Below are 26,812 nucleotides of genomic sequence, written 5' to 3' on the forward strand. Positions count from 1 at the left end.
AGCACGCGCGGCGGCCCCCGGAACGTTGGATGCCCGGGCGTGCGATCATAGGCGGATGAATGATTTCCAGCAGACGCCCCTGTCGCCCGCCCTCCTGGCCGCCGTCGAGAACCTGGGCTACACCTCGATGACCCCGATCCAGCGGGAAAGCCTCCCGCCCATCCTCGAAGGTCGCGATGTCATCGCCCAGGCCCGGACGGGCAGCGGCAAGACCGCCGCTTTCGGGCTGGGGCTGCTCCAGCGCATCGACGTGCAGCAGGTCCGTTTGCAGGCCCTGGTGCTGTGTCCGACGCGCGAACTCGCCGACCAGGTAAGCAAATCGATCCGCCGCCTCGCGGCGAACATGCCCAACGTCAAGCTGCTGACGCTGTGCGGCGGCATGCCGCTCGGCCCTCAATTGGCGTCGCTGGAACACGATCCCCATATCGTCGTCGGTACGCCGGGCCGCGTACAGGAACACCTCAAGAGAGAAAGCCTGCACGGCGGCGGCATCAAGGTGCTGGTGCTGGACGAGGCCGACCGCATGCTCGACATGGGTTTCGAGGAAGCCATCGACGACATCGTCAAGCGCATCTCGAAACATCACCAGACACTCCTCTTCTCGGCGACGTATCCGGACGCCATTCGCGCCGTGAGCGGCCGGGTACAGCACGATCCTGTGACCGTGACCGTCGAGGAATCCCACGACGAGACGACGATCGAGCAGCGCGCCGTGGAAGTCGAACCCGCCCAGAAGGCCGACGTGCTCACGCGCATTCTCACCCAGGAGAAGCCCGAAGCCGCTCTGGTTTTCTGCAATATGCGCAAGGACACCGAAGCCGTGGCGGCGGAACTCGACCGTCGCGGATTTTCAGCACTCGCCCTGCATGGCGATCTCGAACAGCGTGACCGCGACGAGGTGCTTGTACGCTTCGCCAACCGGAGTTGCTCCGTGCTCGTCGCCACCGACGTGGCGGCGCGGGGGCTCGACATCGCCCACCTGCCTTTGGTGGTCAGTTATGACCTGGCCCATGACCCCGATACCCATACGCACCGAGTCGGCCGCACAGGGCGCGCGGGGTCGACGGGGCTGGCCATCGTCCTGGCTGGCTCGCGTGAAATGGGCAAGCTCCGCCAGATCGAAGAGCACGTCGGCAGGGCACTCGCGCGCTATCCCGCCAAACCCGTCAACGAGGCCCGCAAGGTGTTGAACCTGGCGCCTATGAAGACGCTTGTCATCGACGGCGGCCGCAAGGATAAGATGCGGCCCGGCGACATACTGGGAGCCCTGACTGGCGACGCTGGCCTCGATGGCAAGGACATCGGTAAGATCGATGTCTTCGCCACGCGTGCCTACGTAGCCATTCGGCGCGACTTGGCCAACAAGGCGATGGAGCGGTTGCGGGCAGGCAAGATCAAGGGCAGAAATTTCAGGGTTCGTTCACTGGCCTAGAACCAGTGTCACGGGCGCATACAAACCGAAGCCGATGACGAATCGTCATCGAGCGGATCCTCGGTACCCGGAAACGTATGCGCGACCGGCGCCGAGAACAGGCTGACGAGGTCGTTCACGATGCTCTCCCGCGCATGGCGCAGCGCCGCCCAGGCCGGCGTCCGAAGACCGTCCTGATTGGACCCGAAAACATAATTGACGTGAACCTCGGCGCCAGTCTCGGCGACGAACTGGCGCAACGCCGGCTCGCACGACTCACAGGGCTGCTTGCTGACGAAACCGAGCAGGTGACCGCCCGCGCCGACCCTCCCTTCGCTTATGTCACGGATGATCGCCTGGAGCACCTTGATTTCGGCATCGTTGCCGCGATTAGGTATGCCCTGGCGTGTCGGCTGCGGCGTGACGCGGGAATCGGCGTTGGGCGTACCCGCCAACTCGAACGTCACCACGTCGTCTTGCGCGAAGTAGTCGCCGTCCGGTCGGTCCGGTGCGACCAGATCCGGATGCCGCGTATTGATGTAGGTGGCGAACCCTCTTCCCGATGCGGCAAGGTAGATCCGCGTGAACGTGACGCCTTCGAGTACATAGGAGTATTCGAAATGCGCGAACGTCGCCCGTCGCAACTGTTGCTGGAAACGCGACAGCGCTTCGGGCGACACCATGCCCCCGTGATGACTCGAAGCGTCGGCAAGCCATTTTGCCAAGGCATTCGCATAATGCTCCATTGCCACCCCGATCCATGTCTGCATCATATGATCGTCGTCTTGATCGACGGACAGGAACGTCACGCCGCCAGCAGGCGGCGCCTGGGCGGCGGATTGCGATGCACCACCCAGGGCGATGATGAATGCCGCGGCGAGCGCGACGCGTATCCGATGCCGAATGACCATCGTCAGAACCTCCTTCCGCAGGAAAGCCGCAACGCGCGCCTGGAGGCATCGAAGGCGTCGCGATACGGCAAGTCACCGGCGGCGAGCAGCTGACCGACCACCTTTGCTTCCACGACCTCGATACGCGTGACATCCGCTATGACGTCAGTTCGCGGGATGCCGATCCACCCCTGGCGGCTGGATCGCAACGGCGCCGCCATGCGCCCCAAGTGACTCGTGTCCTGAACGCTTATCGAGTCGAGCTCGTGCACCAGTTCGTGGGCGTACCACGCATGAACGGCGCGATCGGTGGCATCGTCGAAGCATAGCGGCCGTCGATCGTGCATGCCTGTTCCGGCATGCGCTGGATCGTGCTTGCCGTTCTCCTGGCAGGGCTCGTTATCGAACGGCATGCGTTGCCGGTACGCGCCTGCAAGCCTCCCCAGGCGAAGCGGTGCTGGCAACTGGCGAAAACCGTAGACACTCGTCGCGCCCGCGTCCCACGTTGCCAGGGCACCGTCGAGAAACTGGATCAGGTAGTGAAAATCGTGCGCATGCATGAATTCGCCGCGAACGAAACGATCGAGCACGTCATGGCGAAGGCCACGCACTTTCCACAAGCTGCTGGGCGTCGTTGCCAACTTGGCGCGCAGCATTTGCGCGGCCAGAGCATAGTTCGCGGTCAAGGCGGGAAAAACCGAGCCCTGGTTTCGATTGGCCTGAACATAGATATCGGGCTCGACGCCGGCCTTCACGATGCTCCAGGCTCCTGGGGTGTAACGCAACTCCCGCGGCATCACGAATGTCTCGCTCGATATGGGGGTTTTCGTGAACCCGAGATCCCATACCTTCAAATCATGGAGATCGCGCAGGTTCACGGGATGCTCTCGTGTCGACACGCTATCGATGGCGCGTCGCGTCGGTGCGTCGGGCTCCGGCAGCGATACCCACCTGAGGTTCGCATAGGGCGATTCGGGACGATCGAGGACGTAGCGCGCGTACGACTCGTCGGTGCCACTGGTCAGATATTCGGCGCTGCTACCCTCCCGTGAGTATTCGCGAATGAGCGCGGCCATCGGATCGGCGGTAAGCGTCGTGGCACAAGCTGCGGGTGCGACCGCGCACGCGGCGATCGCGAGGAGCACCGGGCACGTTTGCACCCGGAAGCGCGACAAGATCATTGGGATTCCTCTCGTGCGGGACGCCCGCACATGCAGAACCCCTATTTGACCGCTACAGCGGACACGGGAGGACCGGCGGAACCCTCGGCGGCTCATGCCGGGAAAGGCCACGCCGCGTGGGCGATCGGCCGCCCTTCGTGAAGGATCACGTACCTCGGGGCTTGGCCCGATGGGTCGCCACCGCCGTCCACGGATCGTCCGGCCAGGGATGCTTCGGGTAGCGCCCCTTCAGCTCCTTCCTGACTTCCGGGTAGGTACGGTTCCAGAATCCGGCGAGGTCTTGAGTCACCTGGATCGGCCGTCCCGCCGGTGACAGCAGGTGCAGCATCACCGGCACGCGTCCGTCGCCGACACGCGGCGTGTCGGGCAGGCCGAACAGTTCCTGCAGCTTCACGGCAAGCACCGGCGGCGCTCCCGGATCGTCATCGCGCGTGCCGTAGACGAGCCGGCGGGTCATGCCGCTGGGTACCTTCAGTTCTTCAGGGGCGTGCGCATCGAGGGCCCGGCGTTGTTCGTAGTCGAGCATCGCCGACAACGCCTCGGATAGCTCGGCCGCCTGCAAGGCCTCGATACGGCGCTTGCCGTCGAGGTACGGCGAGAGCCACATGTCGGCCGTGCGTGACAACGCATCGTCCGAGACATCGGGCAGGCCCAGTTCCGGGCGCCATGCGCGCAACGCGCCGATGCGGGCACGCAGGTGCGAGGCATGTTCGCTCCAGGGCAACGCCGCCATGCCGCGCGCGCGGATCGCCGCCAACAGCGCGGGCAGCGCGTCGGCACCCGTGATGGGAACAGGCTTTCGCGAAATCAGCAAGGCATCGAAGCGACGCTCTTCGAAACCTTCCGCGATCTGCCGCTCGTCGTCCCAGCGCAATACGCGTTCCGTGACGAAGCGGTCCGCATGGTCGCGGTCGAGCACGCCGGGATCGAACGGTGCGGCGGCGAAGATCAGGCTGTCACGTGCCTCCAATCGCAGGTCGAGGACCACGAGCCAAGGCTCACCGTGCAAGGCGCTCGCTTCGTGCAAGCGCGCTCCGCGACCATTGGCCAACTGATAGCGTGACGGCTGCGCGTCGTCGCGGCGCGCGACACGGTCGGGAAACGCATGGACGAGAAGATCGCCCGCCGTGTGCGTGCCGGGCACGCCACTGGCGGCCGTGCGCGCACCGAGGCGGCGGCGCCAGCCCGAGGATGCCTTCTCTATCGCCGCGAGCGCACCCACGTCGGCGAAGCCGGCGCGCGCGGCGCGCGCGCCACCGTCGCGCCAGAGGTGCAGCGCCGCCAATCGATGGCGGAAATCATCGGAACGGCCCTGTTCGCCTCGCAATGGCGACTTCGCTTCCACCAGGGCCAGCAGGTCGGCGACCAGCGGCCGCTGTTCCGGCGCCGCCCGCAAGGCCGCTGCCGCCAGGCGTGGCGAGGCGCCTAGCACCAGCATCTCGCGGCCAAGGGCGGTTATCGTGGACGCGTCGTCCAATGCGCCAAGCCGGCGCAGCAGATCGCGCGCCTGGCTCATCGCACCCGCCGGCGGCGCGTCCAGCCAGGGCAGATCGTCGCTTCCCCAGCCGGCGAGTTCGAGGGCGAGTCCGGAAAGTTCGGTATGTTCGATCTCGGCCGTGCGCGACGGGTCCAGGCGACGGCTCTGGGGCCACAACCGATAGGCGACGCCTTCGGCGACACGCCCCGCGCGCCCGGCACGCTGGTCGGCCGATGCCTGTGAAATCGCCACCGTCTCGAGGCGCGCGAAGCCCGAAGGTGGATCGAAGCGTGGTTCGCGCGCAAGACCCGAATCCACGACGGCACGGATGCCCGGCAAGGTGACGCTGGATTCCGCCACGTTCGTCGCCAACACGACGCGGCGCGTGCCGGGATCGGCCGGTGCCAACGCCAGTTGCTGCTCGGCCAGCGAAAGCTCGCCATGGAGGACGATGATTTCGGCGTCTTCGACCTGCCGCTCCAGCATCGAACGTACGCGCTCGATCTCGCGGCGCCCTGGCAGGAAGGCCAGCACGTCGCCATCCACCTCGCGAAGCGCCTGCGACACGGCACGCGCGAGGTGTTGCTCCACCGCCTCCTGCGGACGTGCTGCCGGATACTCGACACGCACGGGAAAACTGCGCCCCGGACTGCTGAGCCTCGGTGCATCGAGCCACCGGGCGATGCGCTCGCCATCGAGCGTCGCCGACATCACCACCAGGCGCAGATCCGGACGCAGGCTCGTCTGCACATCCAGCGCAAGCGCCGCGCCCAGATCGCCCGCCAGATGGCGCTCATGAAACTCGTCGAAAAGAACCGCGCCCACGCCATCCAACGTCGGGTCGGCCTGGATCATCCGCCCCAGGATGCCCTCCGTGACGACCTCGATGCGCGTGCGCGGGCCGACGCGCGACTCGAAGCGGATGCGGTAACCCACCGTGTCGCCCACCTCCTCGCCAAGTTGTTTCGCCATGAACGAAGCCGCCGCCCGTGCCGCGATCCGTCGCGGCTCGAGCACGACGATGCGGCCATTGGCCAGCCACGGCGCGTGCAGCAAGGCCAGCGGCACCTGGGTGGTCTTACCGGCGCCCGGAGGCGCCTCCAGAACGAGGCGTGGCCGTTCCGCCAGGGAAGCCACGATCTCGGGAAGGAGGGCCGAAATGGGAAAGATGGGACTCATGCACCGGCTATGGTACGCAAGCCTGCGCCTCCGCGGCGACCTATCCCTCGGCCTTGTCCGCGCCCGTGACCGGGGAGACTTCCGCCGCCGTCTCGAACGGCCGCAGCGAGCGGAACGCACGCCGGTAATCGTCCGATATGCGTTTGGCGTCCTCCCCGCTGGAGATCACCTTCGGCGTGATCAGCACGATCAACTCCGTCCGCGCTCCGGCATCGCTGCTCGAGCGGAACAAGGCGCCGAGGAAAGGAACGCGCGAGAGGAAAGGAACGCCGTTTTGCGACCGGGATTCCGCTTCCTGGATCAACCCTCCCAACAGGACCGTCTGCCCACTCTGAACGGCGACCTGGGTGGTGAGTTTACGTTTGACGATGGGTACGTTATCGCCCACGGCGGTCCCCGCACGGCTCACTTCCTGCGCGACATCGAGGTAGACAAGGCCGCCGGGATTGACGCGTGGGCGAACGTCGAGGATGACACCGGTGTCCTTGTATTCGACCTGTCCCACCTGGCTGTTCCCGCCCAACGAGGTATTCACGTAGGTCTGGGTCACGGGGATCTGATCACCGACCTGAATTCGCGCCTTGCGATTGTTCACCACGACGAGCGATGGCGCCGAAAGCACCTTGGCATTGTCGTTATGTTGCATCGCATGCAGGGCGACCTGCAGATCCTTGTTGATGAACGAGTAGTACAGCGTGTCCGGCCGTACGCTCGAGACGGGTCCTCCACCCAGGGCCCATCGTTGTTTGTTGCCCGGCTGGGCTACGCCACCATTACCGCCAGCCAGGCCTTCGAGGTACCACTGCACGCCGAAACGGAACTCGTTCTGTAGCGTGACTTCGAGGATACGGGTCTCGATCTGCACCTGGAGCGGAATCGCATCGAGCCGCTCGAGCGCCTGGCGAATCTCCGACCACTGGGAGGGACGCGCCCGCACCATCAACTGGTTGTTGGAATCGATAGCGGTCACCCGGATACCCGAGGCACCGTCGCCACCCGCCGGCGGCGGATGTGCGGTTGGCGGCTGGAAGAATGCCGATTGCTCGGGGGCGGAATCGTTCCCGCCGGAGTCACCCTCACCCGGATCGGTATCGCCGCCGCCCAACGCCATGGGCGTAAGTCCGGGCGCCAAGGCAGGTGCGGGAGGGGCCGAGACCGAGCCTCCGAAGACGTTGGTCACGTAACGCGCGAGATCCGAGGCGAGCAGATGGCGGACGTCGTACACGAACAGACGCGGCTCGTTGCCGCCACCGCGATCGATACGGGCTATCCAGTCACCCACCTGGTCGAGATGCGCGGCCTTCGTCGCGATCACGACGAGCGCGTTGGTTCGCTCGATGGGCATGAAGCGGATCAACCCCGCCACGGGCGCACCACTCTTCTCGCCGAACACCGAATCGAGCGCCGGAAGCAGTTCGCCCACCGACGCATGCTCCAGGCCGAACACGCCGACGGACATGCCGGCGACCCAGTCGACATCGAAGGTATCGATCGTTTCACCGTAGTTTGCCAATTCGTCGCGGGTTCCCGCGACGACGAGCACGTTGCGCGCGGTGTCCGCGAGGAGGATGGCATCGGCGGTCGCGAAAGGCGCGAGCAGCTTGGCCATGGCGGGGGCCGCCACGTGATGCAGCGGAAAGAGGCGTGCGCTCAGGCCGGCCGCCGGCTTGGCCGCCTTGAGACTCGGCACGAGGCGCCCGGCAACCGCCTGGTGCGCAGGCAGGATGCTGTAGCGTCCGTGCTCGCGCACCAGCGCGTTACCCGTCCACGCGAGCAGCGTTTCCAGGATGGGCAAGGCGTCGTCTCGCACGACGGGACGCGAGGTGGAGAAGGAGATGGTGCCCTGCACCCCCGGCGCCACCGAGTAGTTCTCGCCAAGCAGGTCGCCCAGGATGGCTTTCACCACCGCCTCGATCGGCTGGTCTTCGAAGTTGAGCGTGACCGCACCCTTGCCGCTGGCAGCCGGGCGAGGCTGATCGGCCGCACGGGGACGGATGAAGCGTCCGCTGCCATGTTCGATCTCGCGGGTAACGGGGGTGCTTATCGCGCGGGGCATATCGGATTCCCCGCCCGCTTCCCCTGCCAGGGGAAGCGAGGTGGGAACCGGCCGGTCCACTCCTTCCAGCGCGGCCTTCTCGATGGTTCCGGCACCTGGCCGGGTCTTATGCGGGGCGCAAGCCGCCGTCAGCAAGGCCGTGAGCACGGCCAAGCCGATAATGCTGCGTTTCATGGTATTGCTCCTCCTTCCCTGGGGGCGCGTCGAGCGCCCGCTACTGCGAATCCACTGATTGCTGGCGCTGTTGCTGTTGTTCCATGCGCCGTTTCTGCACCGCTTGCTTCAAGGCTTCGATGCGGGCCCGTTGGAGTGCGTCGTCGTCTTGCCTCGGAGGCGCCTCGCGAGCCGACGATGCCGCCGCCGGACGGGGAAGCGCTGGGCCGGTCATGCCCTGCGAAGGCAGTTGCTCCACGTGGACGCCATTGCCGGATGGGCCCGGCTGTTGACGAGGCGGTTGTGGTGGCTGGCCGGGTTGACCGGGCGGCATGCCGGCAGGACGTTGCCCGTTCTTGGCAAGAGGCTCGGGAGCGGCCACTTTCAGTGTCAGTTCCCGGTGCTCACCGCCGTTGTCGAACACCGCGCTGCGTGGCGTCAGCGACGCGAGAGTCCAGTGGCCATCGGCCAGCGCCGCGCCTTCCTTCACTCGCACCGTCGAATCCTTGCCGCGGTCGCGGAGCAACGCCATGCGCAATTCGGGCGTCATGATGATGCCGGTCAATTCGAGATCGCCGATGTTGCTCGAGGAGTCATCGGCGTCGGCCACGGCGACCGGTTTGCGGTCCGACATGAACAACGGCCGCTGCCAGACTTCGGCGAAACGTGCGAGCGGCGTCGGCGCCGGCATGTCGACAGGACGCGCGGCAGGGAGCGGCTCCGCGGCCACCGGGTCGTCCCAGCGCACCCCGCGCCCCACCCCGAAGACGAGCGATGCGAATACCGTCGCGAGCACCACGGTGACCACGGTGAGGACCGGCGTCAGCCGGCGTTGTCCGGCGGCATTCACGAGGCCGCCTTCGCCGCGCGCGCGGCATGGATGTAACCGGACACGGTGAACTGCACTTCCATCGGCGCGGCGGTGCCGGAACGCGCCGCCACGGGATTGCGGTAGATGCTGAAATCCTCGATGAAGAGGTAAGGGGTCTCTTCCTCGATGTCGTGCAGCACGGCCGTCATCGGTTGCACCTGACAACGAAGACTGATGTTCACCGTTACCTTCCGGTACGGGTCGCCGGCTTTTTCCTGGCTGGGCACCGGCATCTTCTGGACGACATCGCAGGCACCGTCCTCGCGATGCGCGGCGGCGACATCGACGATGCGCTGCATCAGGCCAGCGGCGGCGGCGTTGGTATCGTCCCCGGGCAGGAAGGCGTCGCTATGGGTCTGGCCCTGCTCCAGCGACGCGAGTCTCTTTTCCAACTGGGGCCGCTCGGCGATGGCGGCGGCGTAGCGCCGCTGGGTATCGCGCAAATCGTCCATTTCGTCGGCCATCGCCAGTTGCGGGGCGACGAACCACCAATGCACGAACAAGAAATAGCCGGCCACCAACGCGAGCACGAGCAACAGGATCGCGGCAATGCGGGATTCAGCGGGCTTCATGCGCATCGGCGGTCTCCTTGCCTTGGACGGACGCGGACTTCGCCGGTGCCGTGGAGGCGGGCGCGGGTTTAGCCGACGACGCGCCCGCGACGGGCGCGGCCCTGGCCGGCACGGTTTCCGGTTTGGGCACCAGCGCCTTGGCCTGCATGTAGAAACGTTCCTTGCCGGAGGTCGGATCCGCCTGGATGGTGCCCTGGAAGCTCGGATCGCCGATGGTACGCGCGCCCTTCAGTGCGTCGATCAGGCGCGCGGCCTGGGGGCTCTGACCCTGAAAGCCCAGTTGGCCGCTCGCGTTGAGGGTGAAGCGCTCGAGCCAGGTATCGTCGGGCAAACGGCGGGTCAATTCCTCGAGTACGGGAAGAACGGCCGCGGTCCCTGTCTTCTTTTGCGCGAGGAAGCCCGACGCGCCTGCGCTCTCCGTGAGCCGTTGTCGCAGCGCCTTGACCCGCTGCGCGTCACCCTGCATCGCCTCGACGTCGGCACGCATGGTTTCGAGCGCCGCGTTCCGATTGTGTAGCCATGCCGCCATGACGGCGAACACGAGCAAGACGATGGCGGCGACCAAGGCGGCGTTGAGTCGCCGGCGCCGGTCGACGCGCCGTGGTGCGCGTGCGGGTGGCAGCAGGTCGACGCCGGCGAGAGCATGCCCCTGGCCCACGTCGACGCGATCGGGAGCGACGCCGAGCGATGCGAGTTCGTCGAGCAGAGGATCGAGCATGGCCCGCGGAGTGGCGGCGAGTTCGGCGACGAAGCGCCCTTCGGGGCCACCCTCGCCGAGCTCGCGAACGCCATAGTGGATGTCCTCGGCACGGAACGGCGTCTGCCTGTCGAGGTCGTAACCGACCACCTGGCGCAGGTTGTCGCGCGCCGCGACGGGCAGGACCAGCCGGCGGCGCAATACCCCGGCGGCGGGCAACACCAGGGCGACACGGCGATCCGTCGGATCGGCCTCCCCCAGCGCCCGCGCCAGCACGGCGGCGCGATGCTCCGTCCCATCGATATCGGCGACTTCCGCCAGGACCACCGATTCGCCAGCGCGGCGCAGCCGCCATCCCCCGGTGCCACGCTCGATGACGTACCAGCGCTCGCCACCCGCGAACAGCGCGCGCCAGCGCACCGGCACCAGGGCGGCGAGCTCGCCGCCCCACCAGCGCAGGAAGCCCGGCAGCGCGCTGCCGCGCCAGGCACGGCGCAGTCGGTCGAGCTGGACCTGGGAAGCTTCCTGCAATGTGCTCATTCAACATCTCCTTCGCGCCAACGCAAAACAGCGTAGGGCTGGTTTCCGGATCTTATCCCACGCAAACGGATCGTCGATGTAAGGGAACTCCTGGTTCCGTCGTCAAGGATCGCCTCCGCACGTATCGTGTGCGTGACACCGTTGCCACCCGCCACCGCCGCGCCGTTGCTCTGGCCGCGGCTTGCCAGGATCGCGTCCGCACCCGCGCTGCCCAGGCCCGGGATGGATGCCAGCGCCAGCGGCTGCGCATGCTCGGTGTTCGGGCGTTCGCGCCCCGACCAGATGGTGAGCGCCGGCGCCACCGCCGCCCACAGACGCGCGTCCATGCCCAGGACCATGCGGGCCTCCTCCACCGTCGCGAAAGGTCCGTTGCGGGGGCCGTAGGCCAGGCCGGCGGCCTCGTATTGGGGCTTCTTCGCGCCGTTGGGCGAGGCCGCGTCCCCCGGGCGGCGCCAGTCCTGGATGGCGGCGGACAAACCGGCCGCCTTGTCATCGGGCGCACCGGCGGCCTTGAACAGGCCCGTGAGCACATCGCCGGATGCGGCGTTGAGATCGACCTTTCCATCCTCGTCGACGATGGTGATGTTCACGGTCGCATCGTCGAACGCGAAGACGTACGGCCTGCCATCGGCGACCCAGCGGGACGCGGCGTCCGGCGTCTGCAAACCCTCGATAGCGCGCATGACGCCGGCCTCGGCGGCGTAGTGCGCGCGAGTCTGCGCGAACTGGTACCGCGCTTGCAGCCCCTCCGTGCGGGCGAGCGCGGCGAAGCCGCCCAGCATGATCGCCAGCAGCGTGCAGCCCCACAGGACGATGAGCAGGGCCACGCCCCGGTCGCGGCGCACGGTCATCGCAGCACCGCCCCGCGCGTCCCACGCATCGATCCGAAGCCGTTGCGCGATGCGGATGGATCGATTCTGATCGGCGCGACGAGCGTCGGGAAAGCCACGTTGCCTCCGACGTCGAGCGCGATGCGGACCAGTGACGGCATCCGCCGTCCGTCGGTCCAGCTGTCTTGCCAATCCCCCGGGCGGTTCTGGTCGTCCATCCCGCGATAACTGATCGCACCCTTGCGAATGCCGCGCAGGAGCACCTCGGGCTCGCCCAGCGGCTGCGGATCGCCGCCATCGGGAGGCAGCAAGGCGAGCGCCACTTCCAGCCGGTAGCTCGCATGCCCGTCTTCCACGAGCGAAACCGATTGCAACTGCGGTCCCATTTTCGACAGGTAGCCCGGCATGGGGGCGACGAAACGCAACGAATGATCGTCCCCCGCGAAGACGATGGGATCGCCATCGTCGGTCTGCGCAAAAGGAATCACCAGCGCCTGGGCCAATTCGCTGCGCAGGAACGACTGCGCCGAGCGGATTTCGTCCATGCGTTCGATGGCGTCGCTGCCGCTGCGCACGATGCGCGTCGCCGTGCTGATTCCGGAATACACGCCGAGCAGGACGATCGTCAGCAAGGCCAGCGCCGCCAGCACTTCCATCAGGCTGAATCCGCGTTCGCGCGTCACTGCGGATTGCCCCCGCCCGAACCGGCGAGGCGCAGCGTCGAGAAACGCGCGTGCCGCTCGTCGCCGCCCTGCCCCCAGATCACGTCGAGGTCGAGCCTGTACATGCCGGTCGCCGCGAATCCGTCCGCCGCCGGCTTCCCGTCGGGCGGCTGATAGCGGCTCACGTTCATGCGCCAGCGATAAGTATCGTCGAAGCGCCCCTCGCTGCCGCCTTCACGTACCGGTTCCATCACGAAGGCGCCATCGAGCAGACTGCGCGCACGCAAAGCGGCCTGCGTGCGTTCGTTCGCGCGCGCGGTGAGGCTGAGCGAACTGCCCGCCACCTGCATCAGCGCCGCGAACGCGATGGCGAGTACCGCGATGGCGGCGATGACTTCGAGCAGGCTGAAGCCTTGCTGGCGTAGCCGCCTCATCGTGTGTCCACCACGCTGACCGCGCCCGTCAGCCAACCGACATTGACATGCCATTCGCGCTGGCCGCGCTTGAGCGTGATGCGTCCACCCGTGGAACTGCCGTCGGGAAAGAAACGGATGCGTCCCGTGCTGGCATTGGCCTGGTCTTCCCGCGCGCTGGTGATCGAGACCCGCATGTCCCTGGGCAGGCGCACGTCGGGTTTACCGGGCGCCTTGTAAGTAGAAGCGGATGTGTCGACCTCCAGCGCGAGGCTCTGCCCGCGTACGATCGATTGGGCGCGCGTCCAGCGCAGCGCCGCCGCAAGTTCGCCGCTGGCGGCATTGACCCGCGCACTGGCCAGTCCCTGAGTCACCGGGATCGAGACCGCCGCGGCCGCGATCCCGATCAACAGGATCACGGCCAGCATCTCGAACAGCGTGAATCCGCGTGCGCGCATGGCCGTGACCCGTACCCCTGCCGCCGGTTACTGCCAGTTGCCGACGTCGGCCGAATAGCCGTCGCCACCGGCCTTTCCGTCCTGGCCATAGAACACGAGATCGAAGCTGCCGTGCTCGCCCGGGTAGCGGTACCCGAAGGCATGACCCCACGGATCCTTGAGATCGGAAGCCTTCGCGTACGGGCCCTGCCAACTGCTCGCATCGGCGGGCTTGGTGGTGAGATCGTCGAGCGAATGCGGGGGCGTGCCGTTGTCGAGCGCGTAGTTCTCGATCTTCTGGCTCAGCGTCGTGAGCTGCGCCTTGCCCGCGCCGTACTTGCCCTTGTCGACGTTCTTGCCGACCTGGGTGACCACGATGGCGCCGATGATGCCGATCAGCACGATCACGGCGAGCATTTCCAGCAGCGTGAAGCCGCGGGCGTGGCGGTGGCGGAGGGTACGGTTCGCGCGCATGGGAAAGCTCCTTGGAACGGTTTGATCAGTTGATGTTGCTGGTGAGGCTGAGCAGCGGCAGCAGGATCGCCGCCATGATGAAGGCGACCATGACGGTCATCACGATGGTGAGGGTCGGCACGAGCGCGGCGAGCAAGCGATCGATAGCGCGCTTGGCTTCCACATCGAAGGTGTCGGCCACCTTGAGCAGCATGGTGTCCAGTGCGCCGGCTTCCTCGCCGACCTGGATCATCTGCAGGGCGAGCCGCGGGAACCTTTCGGTCTGGCTCAACGCGCTGCCGAGGCCGGCACCGCCCTTGACGCGCTCGGCCGCTTGTTCGAGAGCGAGGTCGAGGGCGCGGTTGGACGTGACCTGGCGTGCGATGGCGAGTGACGAGAGCAAGGGCACGCCGTTCTTCAGGAGCGTGCCGAGCGTGCGGGCGATGCGCGCGGTCTCGACCTTGAGCAGCAATGGCCCCGCCACGCGCATCGTCAGCAGGCGGCCGTGGAAGGCCAGCCGGGTCTCCGGGTCACGAAGGCGCAGGCGCAGGAACATGGCCAACACGGCGAGGAACGCACCGATGGCCCACCACCAGTCGCTGATCACCGTGCCGATCGCCAGCACGACCTTGGTGATGAGCGGGATCGGCACCTGCATGTCCGCGAAGATCGGCACGAACTGCGGTACCACGTAGGCCAGCAGCAGCACCAGCGAGCCGAGCACGCCGACCATCAGGAAGGCGGGGTAGATCAACGCGTTGATGATGCTGCCACGCAATGCCTGGGAGCGCTCGAGGTAATCGGCGAGGCGGCGCAACGTTTCATCGAGCGAGCCACCGGCCTCACCCGCGCGCACCAGGCTCACGTACAGCCGGGGAAACACACCGTTTTCCTCGTCGAGCGCCGTCGAAAGCGTGGTGCCGCCACGCACCCTGTCACGGATGCGCTCGACCATGTTCTTGGCGCGCTCGCCCTCGGGCAGGTCGAGCAGGATGCCGAGCGCACGATCCAGCGGTTGCCCCGCGCCCAGCAGCGTGGCGAGCTGGTGGGTGAACTGCGCGAGCTGGTCTCCCGTGAAGGCGCCCTTGCGGAACATCGCGGCGATGCCGCTGCCGGACGATTCACCATCGGCTGGCGCGGCTTCGAGCGGGGTATGCCCCTGGTCCTGCAACCGGGCAACGACATCCTCGACGGACGATGCTTCCATGCGGCCCGTCAGGGCCTCGCCGGCGGCGCTGATGGCTCGATAGCGGAACTGGCTCATGCGAAGGCCTACGATTCCTGCGTGACGCGCAGGACTTCCTCGATCGTCGTGATGCCGGCCACCGCCTTGGCCAGGCCGTCCTCGTACATCGTGCGCATGCCTTCGGCGCGCGCCTGTCGTTCGATCTCGCCCGCGTCGGCGCGCTGCATCACCAGCCGGCGCAAGGGATCGCTCATCACGAGGAATTCCACGATCGCGCGGCGGCCGCGGTAGCCGGTGGGGTTGGTGGCGCTGGTACCGGGCTTCCATAGCCGGATGGGACGTTCGTCCGTGTACTTGTGCAGTTCGAACTGCTCGATCACCTCGGGCAGGGCCTCGTAGGGAATCGCGGTTTCGGGATCGAGACGGCGCACCAGGCGCTGCGCGAGGATGCCATTGACCGTGGAGCCGAGCAGGTAATCCTCCACGCCCATGTCGAGCAGGCGGGTGATGCCGCCAGACGCGCTGTTCGTGTGCAGGGTGGAGAGCACCAGGTGTCCCGTGAGCGCGGACTGGATGGCGATGCGGCAGGTTTCCAGGTCGCGCATTTCGCCGATCATGATCACGTCCGGGTCCTGGCGCACGATCGAACGAAGGGCGCCGGTGAAGTCGAGCCCGATCTGCGGCTTGACCTGGATCTGGTTGATGCCTTCGATCTGGTATTCGACGGGATCTTCGACCGTGATGATCTTCACGTCGGGCGTGTTGATCTGCGACAGGGCTGTGTACAGCGTGGTCGTCTTGCCCGAGCCGGTGGGGCCGGTGACCAGCAGGATGCCGTGCGGCCGGTCGAGCACTTCGACGAAACGGCCGCGGAAGTGCTCGGTGAAACCGAGCGAAGCGAAGTCGAACACCACCGACTCGCGGTCGAGGATACGCATCACCACCGATTCGCCGAAGCTGGTGGGCACGGTGGAGACACGGAGGTCGAGTTCCTTGCCCTGCACGCGCAACTGGATGCGTCCGTCCTGCGGCAGGCGCCGCTCGGCGATGTTGAGGCGCGCCATGATCTTCACGCGCGAGATCACCGCCGCCGTGGAACTCGAAGGCGGCGCCTCCACCTCATGAAGGACGCCGTCGATGCGGTAGCGCACCTTGAGCCGGTTCTCGAACGGCTCGATGTGAACGTCCGACGCGCGCTGCTCGACCGCGCGTTGCAGGATCAGGTTGACCAGTCGGATCACCGGCGCCTCGGAGGCGAGATCGCGAAGGTGTTCCACGTCGTCCTCGACGGCGGCGTTGCCATCCAGGCTTTCGACGATGCTTCCCATCGCGGACCGGCCCTGGCCGTAATAACGTTCGATGAGGTCGTCGATCTCCGAGCGCAGGCCCACCCGCAACGGGATGTCGCGGCCGGTGGCCAGGCGGACGGCCTGCAGCGGATACGGATCGGCGGGGTCGGCCACGAGCAGAACGACGCCATCGTCGCCGTCGCGGACCGGCACCACGTGGTACTGCTTGAGAAAACGGAGAGAAAGCTCGGTATCGGCGGGCGGCAGTTCCGGCGCGTCCTTCGCCGCCAGCAAGGGCAGGCCGAGCAGGTCGGTCCAGGCATCGGCGAGATCGCGCTCGGAAACCAGGCCGAGCCGTGCCATCAGCGCCGTGAGCGTGCCCTCCGGCGTTTCATCGTGCAGGCGGCGGGCCCGCGCAAGGTCGGTATCCTTGAGCCGGCCATGCGCCACAAGGTGCGCGCACACCTGGGCTTCTCCCGGTTCCCCGGTAAGCATGTCCCTATGCTCGGTCATCGCAGACATGCCATCTCCACCACGTTCCGTTGATTGCGTCGTCCGCCCGGCGTTCCTGACCTGACGGGCCGCTATTGGTAGCACATACCGTGCGTCGGCGGCGACCGTGATCCGCTTGTTTCGCGACGGGGCGCAACAAGCGAAAGCCGGCGTTTCCGCCGGCTTCAAGGACTTGGCGGCGCCTTGCGGGCGCCGCCGGGGTTGTTTTACCAGCCCACGCCTACACCGACACCGCCGGAAGTCTCACCGCCACTCACGGCGGCACCGAAGGTCAGGCTGGCGTTTGACGAGATGCTCCGTGAGTAACCGACCGACAGGGCTCCCTGACCCTTATAGCCACCGACGCCCACGCCCAGCCGGTTGTCGCCATTGACACCCTGGGTGCTGAACGCCATCTGCGACATGGCCGCCCCCATCGCGCCCACCTTGTTCAGGCGGTCGTTGAGGTTGCTGAAGCGACGGTCCACCGTGCGCTTGTACTCATCGAACGCCCCGCCGCTGACCACGTCTCCGAACTTCTGGTCGGTATAGGCCTTGGCGCTGCTCAGCGTCGCGGCGTCCCCCTGGTCGGAGTAGGACTTCGCCGTGGCGACGGCCTGGTCGACCTGGCTCACGTTGGCCGCGTCGGTCGGTGCCGTGCCGGCGGCGACGTTGGTGACCCGCCGCTCCGCGCCGGCGCTGCCCACCGACACCGTGTTGGCCTGGTCGGCGACGGAATTGGCGCCGAGTGCGACGCTGTTGGTCGCCGCCGCCGTGACCGTGGCTCCCGTCCCGACCGCGGTGCCGTTGTCGGCGCCCACGCTGGCATTGGTGCCGACAGCGAGGTCGGTCGGATCCTTCGCGTAGCTTCCGGAACCGATGGCGGTGCCATTACCCGTGCCATCGACGACGGCCGCCGTGACCGGCGCGGCCGCCGCGGCCTGCACCGGGGCGGACACGGCTTGCGCCGCCATCGGTGCCGCCACGCTGGCGCCGGCGGTCGACGCCGACATGACGCTGTTGCGGCGCATGGGGGTGGTACCCGGCAGCGTGCTTCCACCGGCACCCGACTCCAGGTTGTTCACGCGGGTGTCCAGGGAAGACAACGCGCCATCGAGCGCACCCACCGCATCGCCGACCGTGCTGTATGAGCCGCCCTGGACACGGTACACAGGGCCCACGAAGCCCGTGGCACCCATCGTCGCCCCGCCTCCAAGGGCCATCGCCACCGCGTTGCCGGTGACACTCGAGGTGCCGGCGAACGCCCCCGACAACGCCGTGTTCAACTGGCTCAGGTTCACCGCGTCGGTCGCCTGCGTACCGGCGGCCACGTTGGTGATCTGGCGGTTGTTGCTTCCGCTGCCGACCGAGACCGTGTTCGCCCGCGTCGCCAGCGAACCGCTGCCCAGGGCCACCGAATTCGCCGCGAGCGCACGCGCGCTGTCGCCGATCGCCGTGGCACCCGCGGCGCCGGCGTTGGCGAACGCACCTACCGCCGTGGAGGATTCCTTGCTCGCCACCGTGAAAGCGCCGCTGGCGGTGGAAAGATCGCCCGTGGCGCTGCTGCCCGCGCCGGTGGCCGTGGCGAGCGAGCCCGTCGCGCTCGCATCGTCGGACCCGTCGCCCGCACCCGTGGCCGAGACGTAATGACGGGCGCTGGCGACACTGTCGGATAGCTGGGTCAACTGATCGACATTCACGGCGTCGGTTCCCTGCTCACCCGCCGCCACGTTGGTGACCTGGCGTTCGCTGCCGCGTGCGCCCACCGACACCGTACCCGCGCGATCGGCAAGGGCGTTCGAGCCGATGGCCACGCTATCCGCCGCGGTGGCCGTCGCATTGGCGCCCAGGGCGACGCTGGCGGCGCCGCGGGCCGTCGAGAAATCGCCCACCGCGACACTGCTCGCGCCGGAAGCCCAGCTGTTGATGCCCAGCGCCGTGGCATTGGCACCCGGCGCATAGGCGAAGTAACCCAGCGCCGTACTACCCACGCCCTCGGCTCCCGCGATGGCACCCAGTGCCGTGGCGAAGTCGGCGGTCGCCTGCGCACCGGCACCGAACGCCGCCGCGCTGTCGCCGGTCGCGCCGGTATAAATGAGTCCCACGCCGGCCAGATTGCCCGGCCCACCGACCGCGACCGATCCGGCACCCGAGGCCGTGGTGGAGGTACCCACCGCCGTCGCGTAGTCACCGGTGGCATTAGCCACCGCGCCCAACGCCGTGGATTGCGCACCACTGGCGTAGGCACCGACGCCGGCCGACGTCGCCGCGAAACCGGCGGCCTGCGAACTGGCGCCGACCGCCGTGCCGCCCACGCCGGCACTGGTCGCGCCGGTGTCGACCGGGTTGCCATTGCCATCGGCGATAAGCGGGTTCCCGTCGTCGTCCACGGCGTTTCCACCTACCGCGACACTGCCCGCACCCGTCGCCTGTGCGCCGGCGCCGAACGCGGCCGCGTTCTGGCCGCTGGCCGTGCTGCCGTAACCGGTCGCGGTCGCGAACTGGTTGGCGGCCACCGCACCGGAACCGGTAGCCGTGGCGCCGGCGCCGGCCGCGAGGGCGCCCGAACCGGAAGCGGTGGCGTAGTCACCGCTCGCCTGTGCGTCGTCGCTACCGTCACCCAAACCGTTCGCCTTGAAGTAATGACTTGCGTCGCCGACGCTGGTGGCGAGCGAATCCAGCTGTCCCTTGTTCACCGCGTCGGTGGCTTCGGTACCCGCCGCCACGTTGGTGACCTGCCGCTCGCTACCGACATCGCCGACCGAAACGGTATTCGCCCGATCGTTGAAGGAGCCCGCGCCGAGGGCCACGGAGTTCGCCGCCGCGGCGATCGCCGATTCGCCTACCGCCGTGCTGCTCACGCCATCCGCGTAGCTGTTCCAGCCCAGGGCGGTCGCGTAGTCCGCCGTGGCCCATGCGCCCGTGCCGAAGGCGGACGAGGCATAGCCCGAGGCTTGCGCCGGAATCAGGCCGAAGAACGTGCTGCCACCGACGGCGACACTTTCGTCGCCCGTGGCTCGCGCGCTTTCGCCCACGGCCACGCTGCTCGCCCCGGTCGCGGAACTCTGCGTGCCGATCGCCGTCGATAGATCGCCGATCGCGTTGGCGACCGCGCCCACCGCCGTCGCCTGCGCACCACTGGCATAGGCGCCCACGCCGAACGACGACGCGGCGAAACCGTCCGCCTGTGAACTCGCGCCGACCGCCGTGCCGCCGACACCCGCGCTCGTCGCGCCGGTATCGACCGGCACGCCACCATTGGTGATCAGCGGATTGCCCTCTTCATCCACCGCGACGCCGCCGACCGCGACACTGCCTGGACCGTTGGCCTGCGCACCCGCACCGTATGACGCGCTGTTCTGTCCGGAAGCGACGCTGCCATAGCCTGTGGCCGTCGCGTTGACACCCGTGGCGACCGCACCGCTGCCGTTGGCCGTGGCACCCGTGGCACCCGCGAAGGCGCCCGAACCGGAAGCGGTGGCGAAATCGCCGACCGCCTGCGCATCGTCGCTACCGTCGCCCAGCCCGTTGGCCTTGAAATAATGGCTGGCATCGCTCGCGCCACTGGCCACGGCATCGAGCTGGCTCTTGTTCACGGCGTCGGTGGCTTCGGTACCGGCCGCCACGTTGGTGACCTGCCGCTCGCTGCCCACATCGCCGACCGACACCGTATTGTCGCGATCCGCGTACGAACCCTGGCCCAGGGCCACCGAGTTCTCGCCGATCGCCCACGCGTTCGCACCCAGCGCCGTACCGCCGTTGCCCAGCGCCCAGCTCCCCGCACCGATCGCCACCGCGTTCGCGCTCTCGATGCCGAACAACCCGAAACCGGTCTCGGCATAGTTGCCGATCGCCACGCTGCCCTCGCCCGCCGCGCTCGCGCCACCGCCGATCGCCGTCGCGCCGCTGCTATAGGCAGACGAGCCGTAGCCGGTCGCCACCGACAGATCGCCATCGGCGAAGGCCTGCGCACCGTTCGCCACCGCGCCCGCACCGGAGGCCTGCGCGAGGAAACCGCTCGCCGTCGACTGCTCGCCTTGCGCGAACGCCGCCGTGCCCAAGGCCGTCGCGAACTGGCCCTCGGCCTGCGCGCTCGCACCCACCGCCGTCGCGGCCAGGCCCGAGGCCGTCGCCGGGCCGACGGCTTCGCCGGTCGCCGTGTACGTGATCAGCGGATTGCCATCCGCGTCCAGCGCCTGTCCGCCGATCGCCGTCGCGCCATTGGCCGAGGCCTGAGCACCCGAACCATAGGCCGAGCTGTTCTGACCGGACGCCACCGAGCCATAGCCGGTGGCCGTGGCGAAATCGGCGTTCGTGCTCGCGCCGCTGCCGATAGCGGAAGAACCAGTGCCTTGCGCGATCGCGCCCTGGCCCACCGCTGTCGTGTAATCGCCGCTGGCGAAGCTACCCGCACCGAAACCCGATGCGCCGTAACCGCTGGCGATGGCGCCATGGCCGTTCGCCGTCGCCTCGTCGCCGATGGCGGTGCTGCTTTCGCCGGTCACCGTGGAGCCGCTACCCGTGACCGACGTGTTCGCACCGACCGCCGTGCTGTTTTCGCCATCGATGATGGTGCTGGCGCCAAGGCCCGTCGCATTGTTGCCACTGATGGACGTGTTGCTGCCGTAGGCCGAGGCGTTGTCGCCCCAGACGAAGGAGTTGGTACCGACCGTCGTCGTCTGCACGCCGATGGCGCGGCTCAGGAAACCGACCGCGACCGCGCCGACATCGAGCGCACCGGCGTTCGCGCCAACCGCCGTGGCATTGAGATGATCGGCCGTGGCCGACCAGCCGATCGCCGTGCTGTAATCGGCCGTACCCCATGCGCCTGCGCCGAAGGCCGACGCGCCGATGCCGCTTGCGAGCGTGGGAATGAAGCCGCCGTAGGCCGTGCCACCCACCGCCACGCTTTCCTCGCCCGTCGCCTGCGACGATTCACCGACGGCGACGCTGCTCACGCCGGTCGCCGCGCTCTGCGTACCCACGGCCGTCGAATAATCGCCGATCGCGTTGGCGACCGCGCCCACCGCCGTCCCTTGCGCACCGCTGGCATACGCACCCACGCCGATCGCGGACGAAGCGAAGCCGCCCGCCTGCGAACTCGCGCCGACCGCCGTGCCACCCACCGCGGCCGTCGTCGCCGCCGTGTCGACCGGAACACCTTGATGGGTCACCAGCGGATCGCCGTCCTCGTTCACGGCGACACCACCGACCGCGACGCTAGCCGGCCCTGTAGCCTGCGCACCCGCGCCGTAGGCCGCGCTGTTCTGTCCCGTGGCGACGCTTCCGCTGCCGGTCGCCGTCGCATTCGACGCCGTGGCGACCGCGCCGCTGCCGAACGCGCTCGCACCGTCGGCGCCCGCATAAGCGCCCGAACCCGAGGCCGTCGCATACTGTCCCGTGGCCTGCGCGTCGTCGGAACCGTCGCCATTGCCCGTAGCCTTGAAGTAACGCGTCGCGTCGCTTACGGAGCTATCGAGCTGTGCTTTGTTCACCGCGTCGGTGTCTTCGGTACCGGCCGCCACGTTGGTGACCTGCCGCTCGCTGCCCACGTCGCCGACCGACACCGTGTTGTCGCGATCCGCGTACGAACCCTGGCCCAGCGCCACCGAGTTCTCGCCGATCGCCCACGCGTTCGCGCCCAGCGCCGTACCGCCGTTGCCCAGCGCCCAGCTCCCCGCGCCGATCGCCACCGCGTTCGCGCTCTCGATGCCGAACAGACCGAAGCCGGTCTCGGCATAGTTGCCGATCGCCACGCTGCCCTCGCCCGCCGCGCTCGCGCCACCGCCGATCGCCGTCGAACCGCTGCTATAGGCAGACGAGCCGTAGCCGGTCGCCACCGACAGGTCGCCATCGGCGAAGGCTTGCGCGCCGTTCGCCACCGCGCCCGCGCCCGAGGCCTGCGCGAGGAAACCGCTCGCCGTCGACTGCTCGCCTTGCGCGAACGCCGCCGTGCCCAGGGCCGTCGCGAACTGGCCTTCGGCCTGCGCGCTCGCACCCACCGCCGTCGCGGCAAGGCCCGAGGCCGTCGCCGGGCCGACCGCTTCACCGGTCGCCGTGAACGTGATCAGCGGATTGCCCTCTTCGTCCAGCGCCTGCCCGCCGATCGCCGTCGCGCCGTTGGCCGAGGCCTGCGCACCGGAACCGTAGGCTGAGCTGTTCTGTCCCGAGGCAACGGCGCCATAACCCGTCGCCGTGGCGAACTGCTGCGTCGCCACCGCGCCCGAACCGAATGCGCTCGCGCCCGTCGCACCAGCGTAGGCGCCCGATCCGGAGGCCGTGGCGTAGTCGCCCGTGGCCTGCGCATCGTCGCTGCCGTCGCCGGCGCCGTTCGCCTTGAAGTAGTGCGTGGCATCGCTGACATCGTCGGCAAGCTGGTTCACTTGCGTCGATACGCCATCGACGCGGGTGGACAGCGTATCCACGCGCGCCGATACGCCGCCGACCGATGTCGAGACCTTGTCCAGTTGCCGCTTGTTGACCGCGTCGGTCGCCTGCGTGCCGTCCGCGACGTTCACCAGCTGACGCTCTTCGTTGATCTTGCCGATCGATACGGAGTTAGCGCGATCCGCGATCGATCCGTCACCGAGGGCCACCGAGTTCTTCGCCGTGGCGCGCGCATCCGTGCCGAATGCGGAACTGGCCGATCCGCTCGCATAGGAGGACTCGCCGACCGCGACACTGTCCGTACCGACGGCGCGAGCGTTTTGTCCCAGCGCCGTCGCGTAGATGCCGGTGGACTGCGCGTTCTGTCCCAGGGCGACGCTGTACGCGCCGCTGCTGTTCGCCGCCGTGCCCACCGCCGTGCTGTAGTCGCCCGCGGCCTTGCTGGCGGTGCCGCAGGCGAAAGCGTCATCGCCCTTGGCAACAGGCGCCTTGCCCTGGATGCCGAACAGGTAGCCGCCACACACGTTGCCCGCGTGCACCGGTGCGCTGCCCAGCGCCAGCATCGCGCCGGCAGCCAGTGGCAACGCCGCCAATGCGGCACGCACGCGTCGTGACGCACCACCCTTGCCGCTGGCCCGGGCCAGCTCCGAAGCCACGACCAGAATCCCGAGTGTCTTGTTCCAGACCTTGCTGTAGATGGTGTTCACGTCAGCCTTCCTCCCAGATGTCCGCATGTGAGCGATCGATGCGCGGGCGCGCGGCGCGCGGCCCTTCGCCAGTCCGTCGCGACCGCGGCGGACGAGGTATCCCCAAGACCGGCGCAAGCGCGCCGGCCGCTCGAACGTGTTCGGTGTGTGTCCCCCGCCCGCGTCGCGGGCGCGTCACGGTCGAGGCCCCGGCGAACCGGGGCCTCTTCCTGTCGTGCGTCAGAGCGTGTACGCACCCAGGACGCTTACGCCCGAGTACGCCTTGACTCCCTTCACGGTCAGCGTCCAGGTACCGGCCGCCGGCTTGCCCGCCGTGAACGGTTCGCTGTTGCCTGGGCGGTTCGGCTGCTCCTTCACCTTGCCGCTGGGATCGGTCACCGAGATCGACACGTCACCCGAGCCACCGAAGGTGCGCAGGGTCAGCGTCTTCGCGTTGGCCGGCACCGTCAGGAGGTACACGGTGCTCGCACCGGCCGCACCCTTCTGGTTGCCCAGCGCGGTGTTGTTGCTCAGCACGATGCCCGGAGGCGCCGGCGGCGGACCCCATTCGTCGTACTGCGACCCGGTCTCGGCGTCGGACAAGCACGCATTGAGGCTGGTGGCCTGGCCTGCCGTGATGAGACCGTCGGTGGCGAGTTGGCCGGCATAGGCACGTACGGCGGTGCGGTAGTCGCCGACATTCGCCGCGGCACTGGCGAGGATCTGGGCGTTGGCGATGACGTTCGCGCCGATGATCACGCCGCCCGGGACGAGGGTCGGGATGCCGGTATCGCAGGTGAGCAGCTTCTGCGACGTGCGGTTGAGGCCCCAACCGATGTCCTGGAACAGCGCGGGCGTCAGGTCGACGTCGATCTGGCCGACGAGATCCTGGCTGATCGCGTATTCCATGATCGCGTTCGGGGTCAGGCGGGTGTCGTAGTGCGAGAACGACGAACCCTGGGCGAGCACGGTCGGCGCATACAGCTGGACGTTGCCCTGGGCGTCGGTGCCGGCGAGGCCGGTACCCGTACCCACGGCACCGGTCAGGCCGGTGAGGTTCGCCTTCAGCTTGTTGCCGTCGACCTGGCTCACCGCGATCACCGGGATGTTCACCGGCGAGGCGGGCGTGCCTCCTGGCGTGATCGCGCCAGCCTGGTTGTTGGCGATGAGCACGGCGGAAGCGCCGGCCGCCTGCGCGTTGAGCGTCTTCACGGTGAAGTCGCAGGTGCCACGGTCGATCAACGCGATCTTGCCCGCGATCGCCGAGCCGTTGGTGATCGCCGCGCAACCGTCGGCGGGAGAAGCCTGGGCCACGCTGCCGGTGAAGTTGGACGAGGTCGCCGTCGGGCCGAACGCGGCCTGCGAATAACCGTAGTCACCTGCCGCCGCGGCCGGTGCCGTCACGCGGAAGACGTTCGGCGTGCCGAGGGCCAGCGGGGCCTCCGCCTTCACCGTGGCGCCGGTGAACACGAGGTTGCCGTCGTCCAGTGCCGCAGTGACGCGCTGTGCCGGCGTGAGGTCGTACCACTTCTTCATCTGCGTGTCGTTGAAGACGAAGGTGGAGTAGATGTCCGGACGTGCCACGCCGTCGTCGCCGACATACGGCGAACCGGTGGTCAGGCTGTTGAAGCCGGAGAAGCCCAGGCCGTGCGCCATCTCGTGGAGCACGACGTTGAGGAAGTTGATCGAACCGGCCGGTGTCTTGCCGTCCAGGCCGAAGTACCAGCGCGAACCTTCCAGGCATCCGGGCGTGCCCAGCGCGCCGTTGAACTGGCTCTGGATATCGGCTTCGCCCGGCACGCCGTCTTCGTGGGTCAGGGCATCGAACAGCGCCGAGTGGTACCAGGTGTTGCGCACGGCACCGGGTGGCAAGGTGCTGGTGTCGTCGAAATAGAAGATGTACGTGGTACCGGAGGAACCGAGCACGCCCGAGGTGGCATCGCACGACAGCGGCTCGAAAGTCGCGTTGTTCACGATCGTGACGTCGCTCTGCAACACGGCGCCCCAGATGTCGGCGGCGAACTGGTAGACGTTCAGTGCCTGCTTGCCGACGGTGGTGCCGGGATTGCCGCCGACGGGCGTGGCCGGCGTCGGATCGTCGAGGCCCTGGCCCGTGCCGACGTCCTGGTTGACGATCTTGATCTCGGCCGCCTGGACGCTGAGCGCGCCGAACATGCCGGCGGCGGCGAGGGCCGTGAAGAGGAGGCTGCGGCGGATCATCGTGTCACCTCCGGCGCCTTCGGTGCGGCTTGTACGCCGTGGTCGTCGTGATGCACGCTCAGCGTTCCGTCGGGAGCGCGTTCGGCCACGACGCTGCTCATCAGTTCCTGCGGCACGCGGACGGCCTTGGCGCGGACGCCGTTGCCGAGGCTCACGGTGCGGAACGTGGACTTCGCGTCGGCTGCCGTGCGCGGCTGCGCCGACAACGACGAAGCCCTGCTGGAGCGAACCTGGAAAGCCTTCGAAAGTGCCGCGCGTTCGGCAGCCGTCGGCTCGCGGAGGCGGCCGGTCGAAGGATCGATGGCCACCTGGACGCCCTGGACCATGACGGTCTGCGGCTGGGTCGAATGCGGCGTGTCGGCGGCATGCGCCGCTCCCGCCACCGTGAAGATGCCCGTCAGCACGAGACCGAGGGCCTGTGCCAGTGATCGTGAAGTCATTACCCATACCTCCCTAGTGCGGCGCCGGGACCCCTCCCTGCACGCCCACCGGCGAAGACCCCCTCGCCGGCGTAAACACTCGAGGATTCGACGTTCCCCTCAACGCCAATCCCGACCCGCCAGCGCGCGAGCGCCGGCGGCTACGATTCATGACGTCGTGGTGCCCCAGTGAACATTCGAACGATTTACCATCTGCACTACCCCTTGCCCGTGGTACTGCTGGCGGACGGCCGATTGCGGGCCGTCTCCCTTTTGATGTCCTGGCGGACGTCCCCTGCGAAAAGGTCGAT

General features: G+C 68.0%; 18 protein-coding genes. 1 reads left to right on the plus strand and 17 read right to left on the minus strand.

The genetic code is table 11. The annotated features are described in order from the left end of the window. Positions 1 to 55: 55 nt before the first annotated feature. Positions 56 to 1,432 carry an ATP-dependent RNA helicase DbpA gene (gene dbpA / locus QFZ41_RS08115; protein ID WP_429198294.1) on the plus strand — a complete coding sequence of 459 codons (1,377 nt, stop codon included), beginning with the start codon at positions 56 to 58 and terminating at the stop codon, positions 1,430 to 1,432. 8 nt (positions 1,433 to 1,440) lie between these two features. Here the strand turns inward: dbpA and QFZ41_RS08120 are convergent, their stop codons facing one another. The 17 genes from QFZ41_RS08120 to QFZ41_RS08200 form a co-directional block, all read right to left on the minus strand. Then, positions 1,441 to 2,220 carry a hypothetical protein gene (locus QFZ41_RS08120; protein WP_429198295.1) on the minus strand — a complete coding sequence of 260 codons (780 nt, stop codon included), beginning with the start codon at positions 2,218 to 2,220 and terminating at the stop codon, positions 1,441 to 1,443. 104 nt (positions 2,221 to 2,324) lie between these two features. Beyond that, positions 2,325 to 3,482, minus strand: coding sequence for a hypothetical protein (locus tag QFZ41_RS08125; protein ID WP_429198296.1), 1,158 nt, complete (start codon positions 3,480 to 3,482; stop codon positions 2,325 to 2,327). A gap of 145 nt (positions 3,483 to 3,627) precedes the next feature. Beyond that, on the minus strand, positions 3,628 to 6,138 hold the full coding sequence (hrpB, locus tag QFZ41_RS08130; protein ID WP_429198297.1) for an ATP-dependent helicase HrpB: 2,511 nt from the start codon (positions 6,136 to 6,138) through the stop codon (positions 3,628 to 3,630). Positions 6,139 to 6,178: 40 nt separating this feature from the next. Continuing rightward, positions 6,179 to 8,368, minus strand: coding sequence for a type II secretion system secretin GspD (gene gspD, locus QFZ41_RS08135; protein WP_429198298.1), 2,190 nt, complete (start codon positions 8,366 to 8,368; stop codon positions 6,179 to 6,181). A 40-nt stretch (positions 8,369 to 8,408) separates the two neighbouring features. Beyond that, complete coding sequence (locus QFZ41_RS08140; protein WP_429198299.1) at positions 8,409 to 9,197, minus strand: hypothetical protein; 789 nt, start codon at positions 9,195 to 9,197, stop codon at positions 8,409 to 8,411. Further along, positions 9,194 to 9,796, minus strand: coding sequence for a type II secretion system protein GspM (gspM, locus tag QFZ41_RS08145; protein ID WP_429198300.1), 603 nt, complete (start codon positions 9,794 to 9,796; stop codon positions 9,194 to 9,196). The genes QFZ41_RS08140 and gspM overlap by 4 nt, the downstream gene beginning before the upstream one ends. After that, entirely contained in the window at positions 9,777 to 11,027 is a 1,251-nt protein-coding gene (locus QFZ41_RS08150) for a PilN domain-containing protein (protein WP_429198301.1), read from the minus strand. The genes gspM and QFZ41_RS08150 overlap by 20 nt, the downstream gene beginning before the upstream one ends. Then, positions 11,024 to 11,878, minus strand: a complete 855-nt coding sequence (locus QFZ41_RS08155; protein ID WP_429198302.1) for a general secretion pathway protein GspK — start codon at positions 11,876 to 11,878, stop codon at positions 11,024 to 11,026. Before QFZ41_RS08155 ends, QFZ41_RS08150 begins: the two co-directional genes overlap by 4 nt. Next, entirely contained in the window at positions 11,875 to 12,540 is a 666-nt protein-coding gene (locus tag QFZ41_RS08160) for a prepilin-type N-terminal cleavage/methylation domain-containing protein (protein WP_429198303.1), read from the minus strand. Before QFZ41_RS08160 ends, QFZ41_RS08155 begins: the two co-directional genes overlap by 4 nt. Continuing rightward, complete coding sequence (locus QFZ41_RS08165; protein ID WP_429198304.1) at positions 12,537 to 12,953, minus strand: prepilin-type N-terminal cleavage/methylation domain-containing protein; 417 nt, start codon at positions 12,951 to 12,953, stop codon at positions 12,537 to 12,539. Before QFZ41_RS08165 ends, QFZ41_RS08160 begins: the two co-directional genes overlap by 4 nt. Then, positions 12,950 to 13,390 (minus strand): GspH/FimT family pseudopilin, encoded by a 441-nt coding sequence (locus QFZ41_RS08170; protein WP_429198305.1) that lies wholly within the window; start codon positions 13,388 to 13,390, stop codon positions 12,950 to 12,952. The genes QFZ41_RS08165 and QFZ41_RS08170 overlap by 4 nt, the downstream gene beginning before the upstream one ends. Before the next feature lie 27 nt (positions 13,391 to 13,417). Then, positions 13,418 to 13,843: a type II secretion system major pseudopilin GspG gene (gene gspG, locus QFZ41_RS08175; RefSeq protein ID WP_429198306.1), complete on the minus strand. Its 426-nt coding sequence runs from the start codon at positions 13,841 to 13,843 to the stop codon at positions 13,418 to 13,420. A gap of 25 nt (positions 13,844 to 13,868) precedes the next feature. Continuing rightward, positions 13,869 to 15,086 (minus strand): type II secretion system inner membrane protein GspF, encoded by a 1,218-nt coding sequence (gene gspF, locus QFZ41_RS08180; RefSeq protein ID WP_429198307.1) that lies wholly within the window; start codon positions 15,084 to 15,086, stop codon positions 13,869 to 13,871. A gap of 8 nt (positions 15,087 to 15,094) precedes the next feature. Beyond that, a complete protein-coding gene (gene gspE / locus QFZ41_RS08185) occupies positions 15,095 to 16,810 on the minus strand; it encodes a type II secretion system ATPase GspE (RefSeq protein ID WP_429200202.1) in 1,716 nt (571 codons plus the stop codon). 206 nt (positions 16,811 to 17,016) lie between these two features. Next, a complete protein-coding gene (locus tag QFZ41_RS08190; RefSeq protein ID WP_429198308.1) occupies positions 17,017 to 23,883 on the minus strand; it encodes an ESPR-type extended signal peptide-containing protein in 6,867 nt (2,288 codons plus the stop codon). Positions 23,884 to 24,102: 219 nt separating this feature from the next. After that, positions 24,103 to 26,082, minus strand: coding sequence for a PA domain-containing protein (locus tag QFZ41_RS08195; protein ID WP_429198309.1), 1,980 nt, complete (start codon positions 26,080 to 26,082; stop codon positions 24,103 to 24,105). After that, positions 26,079 to 26,522 carry a post-PEP-CTERM-1 domain-containing protein gene (locus tag QFZ41_RS08200; protein ID WP_429198310.1) on the minus strand — a complete coding sequence of 148 codons (444 nt, stop codon included), beginning with the start codon at positions 26,520 to 26,522 and terminating at the stop codon, positions 26,079 to 26,081. Before QFZ41_RS08200 ends, QFZ41_RS08195 begins: the two co-directional genes overlap by 4 nt. Positions 26,523 to 26,812 lie beyond the last annotated feature (290 nt).

It is taken from the genome of Luteibacter sp. W1I16, from assembly GCF_050434905.1.
Lineage (GTDB): Bacteria > Pseudomonadota > Gammaproteobacteria > Xanthomonadales > Rhodanobacteraceae > Luteibacter.